Annotated in this window: 8 protein-coding genes; all 8 read right to left on the bottom strand. The window is 72.0% G+C overall.

Translation table 11 applies throughout. The features are described 5' to 3' along the window. Window positions 1-313 (bottom strand): hypothetical protein (locus tag ROTAS13_RS17280; protein WP_216348674.1); only part of this gene is annotated, 313 nt, incomplete at its 3' end. A 13-nt stretch (window positions 314-326) separates the two neighbouring features. Then, window positions 327-470: a hypothetical protein gene (locus tag ROTAS13_RS27285; RefSeq protein ID WP_019459906.1), complete on the bottom strand. Its 144-nt coding sequence runs from the start codon at window positions 468-470 to the stop codon at window positions 327-329. 47 nt (window positions 471-517) lie between these two features. Continuing rightward, complete coding sequence (locus ROTAS13_RS17275) at window positions 518-1420, bottom strand: ABC transporter permease (RefSeq protein WP_075822954.1); 903 nt, start codon at window positions 1418-1420, stop codon at window positions 518-520. Beyond that, window positions 1417-2364 carry an ABC transporter permease gene (locus tag ROTAS13_RS17270; protein WP_019459908.1) on the bottom strand — a complete coding sequence of 316 codons (948 nt, stop codon included), beginning with the start codon at window positions 2362-2364 and terminating at the stop codon, window positions 1417-1419. Before ROTAS13_RS17270 ends, ROTAS13_RS17275 begins: the two co-directional genes overlap by 4 nt. Window positions 2365-2373: 9 nt before the next feature. Continuing rightward, window positions 2374-3915: an ABC transporter substrate-binding protein gene (locus ROTAS13_RS17265; RefSeq protein ID WP_083755585.1), complete on the bottom strand. Its 1542-nt coding sequence runs from the start codon at window positions 3913-3915 to the stop codon at window positions 2374-2376. Next, window positions 3912-4973 (bottom strand): ABC transporter ATP-binding protein, encoded by a 1062-nt coding sequence (locus ROTAS13_RS17260; protein ID WP_019459910.1) that lies wholly within the window; start codon window positions 4971-4973, stop codon window positions 3912-3914. Before ROTAS13_RS17260 ends, ROTAS13_RS17265 begins: the two co-directional genes overlap by 4 nt. Next, window positions 4970-5971: an ABC transporter ATP-binding protein gene (locus tag ROTAS13_RS17255; RefSeq protein WP_019459911.1), complete on the bottom strand. Its 1002-nt coding sequence runs from the start codon at window positions 5969-5971 to the stop codon at window positions 4970-4972. Before ROTAS13_RS17255 ends, ROTAS13_RS17260 begins: the two co-directional genes overlap by 4 nt. Beyond that, window positions 5968-6319, bottom strand: a 352-nt coding sequence (locus tag ROTAS13_RS17250; RefSeq protein ID WP_139323405.1) for a DUF1028 domain-containing protein, incomplete at its 5' end; no start/stop codon positions are given. The genes ROTAS13_RS17250 and ROTAS13_RS17255, both read right to left, overlap by 4 nt.

The raw sequence follows: 6319 nt of genomic DNA, 5'->3' as shown, positions 1-6319 counted from the left end.
CATAGGCGAGGCGCAGCCCATAGGCCGCCGCCAGCCCAAGCAGAACGGCCCCCACGGTGCCCGTGCCGCCCGCCAGCGCCGCCGCGAAGCCCGTGCCCAGCCCCAGCGCGGCCATGGCACGGCGCCGGTCGCCATGCTTCGCGCGGCGCAGCAGAGCCACCGTCAGGCCCGTGCCCGCCAGCCCGGCGAGCAGGCCGAGGATGGTCCGCGACTGGCCGCTGGCCAGGGCCAGCAGCAGCGCCGGCAGCATGGGCAGCGCCATGACCGGAAGGGCGAGGCCGCGCAGGGCCTTGCGATAGGTCTCGGGGAGCATCAGCGGGGCGCCATCAATGGAAGATGCGGATGATGGCCTGGACCAGGGTCAGCACCGACACGAAGCCCAGGCTGGCCAGCATCAGCGCCGCCCCGGCGATGCGCCGGGCGGGGACCTGGAAGGGCTTGGGGGCCAGAGGCGGGCGGTTCGGGATCATCGCAGCGGAAAGATGCGGACCCCTGCCCCCGTCTTCAAGCCGTGTCTTCAGCGCCGCTGCGCCCGCGGGTCCAGCGCGTCGCGCAGCCCGTCGCCCAGCAGGTTGAAGCTCAGCACCACCAGGAAGATCGCCAGCCCCGGATAGATCGCCATCCAGGGCGCCTGGCTCAGGAAGCGCTGCGCCGCGTTCAGCATGGAGCCCCAGGAGGGTGCCGGTGGCTGCTGCCCCAGGCCGAGGAAGGACAGCGAGGCCTCGGCGATGATGGCCTCGGCGATGGCCAGCGTCGCCTGCACCAGCAGCGGTGGCACGATGTTCGGCAGCACATGCACCACCGCCGTGCGCCAGGGTGGGTTGCCCAGAGCGCGCGCCGCCTCCACCCATTCGGTGGCCTTCGCCTCCATCGCCATGCCGCGGGCCAGGCGCACGAAGATCGGCGCGGCGGAGATGGCGATGGCCAGCATCGCGTTCTCCAGCGCCGGGCCCAGGAAGGCCGCGAGCGCGATGGCCAGGATCAGGAAGGGCACGGAAAGCATGGCGTCCGTGATGCGGGAGATCAGCGCGTCCACCCAGCCGCCCGCCAGCCCGGCCAGCATCCCCAGCGGCACGCCCACCGCCAGCGCCGCCGCCACGGAAAGGCCGCCGGCCATCAGCGAGGCCCGCGCGCCCCAAAGGGTGCGGGACAGCACGTCGCGCCCGTTCTCGTCCGTGCCGAACCAGTGCGCCAGCGAGGGCGGCTTGCGGATCAGAGACCAGGAGGTGGCGGTGGGGTCATAGGGCGCGATCAGCGGCGCCAGGATCGCCCCCAGCACGAAGAGCACGATCACGGCGAGGCCGAAGACCGCCAGCCGGTGCCGCAGGAAGCGGCGCATCGCGCGCCGCCCCGGGCTGTCGCGGCGCGCAGGGGCGGGGTTCGCGGCGGCGCGCGGGCGGCGGACGGAAACGCCGCTCATGCCGCGCGCAGCCTGGGATTGACGAGCATGTAGAGCAGGTCCGAGAGCAGGGAGAGCAGCACGAAGATCACCGCCGTCACCACCACCACGCCCTGCACCACCGGATAGTCGCGGTTGAAGACGGCATCCACGATCAGCTTGCCGAAGCCGGGGATGGTGAAGATCTGCTCCGTCAGCACCGCGCCGGCCAGCAGCTTGCCGAGCTCGATCGTGCCCAGCGTCACCACCGGGATCAGCGCGTTGCGCAGCGCGTGCTTGGCCACCACCACCCGTTCCGGCAGGCCCTTGGCGCGGGCGGTGCGGACGTAGTCCTGCCCCAGCGCGCCCAGCATGGCGGCGCGGGTATGGCGCATCAGCACGCCGGCGATGGAATTGCCCAGCACGAAGGCCGGCATGATCGTGGTGGCGAGCGACTGCCGCCAGTCCTCGGTCAGCGGCACGTAGCCGGAGGGCGGCAGCCAGCCGAGCTGCACGCTGAAGAGCAGGATCATCATGATCCCCAGCCAGAAGTTCGGCGTGGAGATTCCGGCCAGGGCCAGCCCGTTGGCGATCCAGTCCAGCGGCCGGTCGCGCTTCACGGCGGAAAGCACGCCGAGCGGCACGCCGATGGCGACGGCGATGATGAAGGCCATGGCGCCGAGCTGGAGCGTCACCGGCAGCTTCTGCAGGATCAGCTCCGTGACCGGCTGCCGGATGCGCCAGGAGAAGCCGAGATCGCCGTGCAGCAGACGGAACAGCCAGGCGAGGTACTGTTCCCAGACCGGCCGGTCGAGCATCAGCTCCGCCCGGATCTGCGCCAGCACCTCGGGGTCGCCGCGCTCCTCCCCCGCCATGATCAAGGCGGGGTCGCCGGGCATGAGCTGCTGCAGGCCGAAGACGAAGAGACTCAGGATCAGCAGCGTGGGGACGACCTGCCCCAGGCGCCGCAGCAGCCAGCCGAACATCGCGCGTCCTTACGAGAGGGTGAGGTCCTGCACGCGGATCAGACCGTCCGGATGGGGCCGGAAGCCGCCGACGCGGGTGGTATGGGCAGCGATGTTCTTGATGTACCAGAGGTAGGAGCGCGCCTGGTCCTTGTCCACCGCCTGCTCCCAGAGCTGGCGGTACAGGTCCTTGCGCTTCGCCTCGTCCATCTCCTGCCGCTGCGCGTCGAGGATGCGGTCGGTCTCCGCGCTGCCGTACCGGCCGTCGTTCTGCGGGCCACGGCTGTGCAGGAAGGCCCAGCTGTTGCCGTCCGGGTCAGGGCGCCCCGACCAGCCGCTGAAATAGAGCTGGAACTCGCCGCGCACCGCGGCCGCGAGGCCGGAGGCGAATTCCACCGCCTTGATCTTCAGGTCGAAGCCCGCCTCGGAAACCATGGACTGCATCACCTCGGCCACCTGTCGCGCCTCGGGGTTGTTGGCGACCATGATCTCGACGCTGAGCGGGGCCTGCACGCCTGCTTCCTTCAGGAGCTGCTTCGCGCGGGCGACATCGCGCGCCGGCACCTTGCGCGCGGCGATGTGGTAGGGCGAGCTGGGTGTCACGGCCTGGGTGGCAGGGGTGAACATGCCCTCATAGACCACCTGGATGAGGGCCTCGCGGTCCAGCGCGAGATCGAAGGCCCTGCGCAGGCGGACATCCTGGCCGATCGGCATCCGGCTCTGCTCGCCATTACCGATATTGTAGGTGATGCCCCAGTAGCCGAGCCCGTCCGTCGCCGCGACCTTCAGGTTCCGGCTACCCTGGATCTCCTTCACATCCGTGGGCGCGACGCTTTCCACGAGGTCGAGCGTCCCGGAGCGCAGGTTGGCGACGCGCACCGTGCTGTCCACGATCACCTGGTAGGTGATGCGGTCCAGGTGGATGCGCTTCGCATCCCAGTAGTCCGGGTTGCGCTCGACCACGATGCGGTCCTGCGCCACGCGCTCGACGAAGCGGAAGGGGCCGGTGCCCACCGGCTTCGCGCCGAAATCCTTGCCCGCCGCCTCGGCGGCCCTGGGCGACAGGATCATGCCGGCGCGGTCGGTGAGCTGCGACAGGAAGGCGGCGGAGGGTTCCTTGAGCCGGATGCGGACGGTCTTCGGGTCCACCACCTCGATGGTCTCCATCGTGCCGATCTCGCCACGGCGGAAGGAGCCCTGCATGGTCAGGTGGCGCATCAGCGAGTAGCGCACCGCCTCCGCATCCATCGCCGTGCCGTCGTGGAACTTCACCCCCTCGCGCAGCGGGATCAGCAGCGTCCTCGGGTCCTCCCAGCTGTGGCCCGTGGCGAGCTGCGGCACGATATCCAGCCTCTCGTTCACGTCGAAGAGCTTGTCGAAGAGGCTGGCGAAGACGATGCGCCCCATCAGGGAGCGCGCCAGCGTCGGGTCGAGGATGTCCGGGTCCTCGCGCAGGCCGAGGCGGAAATGCTTCGTCCCCTGCGCCTTCGCCGGGCGCGCGCCCAGCGAGGCGGCGGCCATGGCGCCGAGGGCCAGCGGCGCGAGGCCGCGCCGGGTGATGGCAGGGTTCATGCGGCGTCTCCCGTGACGTCGGTGCGGTCGAAGAATCGTTGCAGCCGGGCCTGCCGCTCGCCCGTGGCACGGCGCTCGCGCAGCGGCAGGACCGGCGGCAGCCCGTTCTGGAAATGGCAGGCGGTGCGGCGCAGGGAGGCCTCGGTGGCCCCCGCCAGCGCCGGGTCCTGCCGCGCGCAGATCTCCTTGGCATGCGGGCAGCGCGTGTGCAGCCGGCAGCCGGAGGGCGGCGCGAGGGGGCTCGGCAGGTCGCCCGGCAGCGGCGCGCCACCGCCGACGCCGGGCACGGAGGCCAGCAGCGCCCGCGTATAGGGGTGGCGCGGATCGTCGAAGATCGCCTCGGCGGGCCCTTCCTCGACGATGCGGCCGAGATACATCACCGCCACCCGGTCCGCGACATGGCGAACCACGGCGAGGTCATGGCTGATCAGCACGAAGCCCAGCCCCAGGTCGCGGATCAGCTCCTGCAGCAGGTTCACCACCTGCGCCTGTACCGAGACGTCCAGCGCGCTCACCGGCTCGTCGCCCACGATCAGCTTCGGCCCGCTGGCCAGGGCCCGCGCGATGGCGATGCGCTGGCGCTGCCCGCCGGAGAATTCGTGCGGCCAGCGGTCGGCATGGTCCGGCCGCAGCCCGACGCGGGCCAGCAGCTCCTCCACCCGCGCGCGGCGCCGCGCCTTCGGCACGAGGCGATGGATGCGCAGCGGTTCCTCCACCGCCTGCCCGACCGTCATGCGCGGATCGAGGCTGGCATAGGGGTCCTGGAAGATCATCTGCATCCAGCGCCGCTGCGCGCGCAGGCGGCGGCCGCCCATCCGCGTCAGGTCCTCGCCGCCGAAGCGGACGATGCCGGCATCCGGCTTCTCCAGTCCCAGCATCAGCCGCCCCAGCGTGGACTTGCCGCAGCCGCTTTCGCCCACCACGGCCAGCACCTCGCCCGCCGCCACGGAGAGCGAGACGCCGTCCACCGCATGCACCGCGCCGCGCCGCTGCCCCAGCGCGCCGCGCACGGGGAAATGCCGCACCACGCGGTCGAGTTCGAGCAGGGTCTCGGTCATGCGGCGTCCAGGAACTGGTCCAGTGGCGTTCGGTGGCAGGCGGCGCGGTGCCCGCCGCCGAGGTCGATCAGCGCCGGCGTCACGTCGCAGGCGGCGATGCGGAAGGGACAGCGCGGGGCGAAGCGGCAGCCGGGCGGCGGCGCCATCAGGTCGGGCACCGTGCCCTCCACCGTGGCCAGCCTGCCGCCGCGCGGCCCGTCCAGCCGCGGCGCGGCGCCGAGGAGGCCGACCGTATAGGGATGCTGCGGCGTGTTCAGCACCTTCGCCGCCGGTCCCTGCTCCGCGATGCGGCCGGCATACATCACCACCACCTCGTCCGCATGGTCGGCGACCACGCCCAGGTCATGCGTCACCAGCAGCACCGCCGTGCCCGTCGCGGCGCGCATCTCGTCCAGCAGTGCCAGGATCTGCGCCTGCACCGTGACGTCGAGCGCCGTGGTCGGCTCGTCGGCGATCAGCAGGCGCGGCTGGCAGGCGAGCGCCATGGCGATCATCACCCGCTGCCGCATCCCGCCGGAAAGCTGGTGCGGATACTGCGCCGCGCGCCGCGCCGCATCGGGGATGCGCACCGCATGCAGCGCGCGCACCGCCATGGCCGCCGCCTCGCGCCGGCCCATGCCGCGATGCTGGCGCAGCGCCTCGGCCACCTGCTCGCCCACGGTGAAGGCGGGGTTCAGGCTGGTCATCGGCTCCTGGAAGATCATCGCCATGGCGCCGCCGCGCAGGCGCCGCTTCTCCTCCGGCGGCAGCTCGGCGATCTCGCGGCCCTCCAGCCGGATCGTGCCGTTCAGCCGCGCGGTCTCGGGCAGCAGGCCCATCACGGCGAGCGAGGTGACGGATTTGCCGCAACCGCTCTCCCCCACGAGCGCCACGGTACGCCCCGGCGGCACGGTGAAGGAGACGCCATCCAGCACGCCCAGCGGCCCGCGCTCGGTGGCGAAGCTCAGGGAAAGGTCGATGACCTCCAGGACCGGGAAGACCGGCGGGGCCGCGCTCACGCGCCCTGCGCCTTCTCGATGGCCGCGTTCAGCACCGCCCGGTCGAAGACGCCCGGATGTTCGCGTCCGTTCTCGTCGTGTCCCGCCATGAAGCGGCGGAAAAGCGCGAAATGCCCGCGTGAGACGGCATGGAGGCGCCGCAGCTCCGCCAGCGGGTCGGGATGGTCGTCCACGCGGATGTCCAGGTCGGGATAGGGATCGCGGCTGGCCACGAGCAGCGCCGCGGACTGCCGTCCGCGCTTGTCGCCGCCCTCGGCCTGCCCGGCCTCCAGCGCCAGCAGCAGCCGTTCCGCCATGGGCTGGCCGGCAGTGGCCAGGAAGGCGTCCCGCGTCGCCTCCACCACGCGG

Origin of the sequence: Roseomonas sp. TAS13 (assembly GCF_001950415.1) — a bacterium.
GTDB classification, from domain to species: domain Bacteria; phylum Pseudomonadota; class Alphaproteobacteria; order Acetobacterales; family Acetobacteraceae; genus Roseomonas; species Roseomonas mucosa.
Note: the sequence above shows the minus strand (reverse complement) of the source record. Positions and strands in the feature narration are given on the sequence as shown.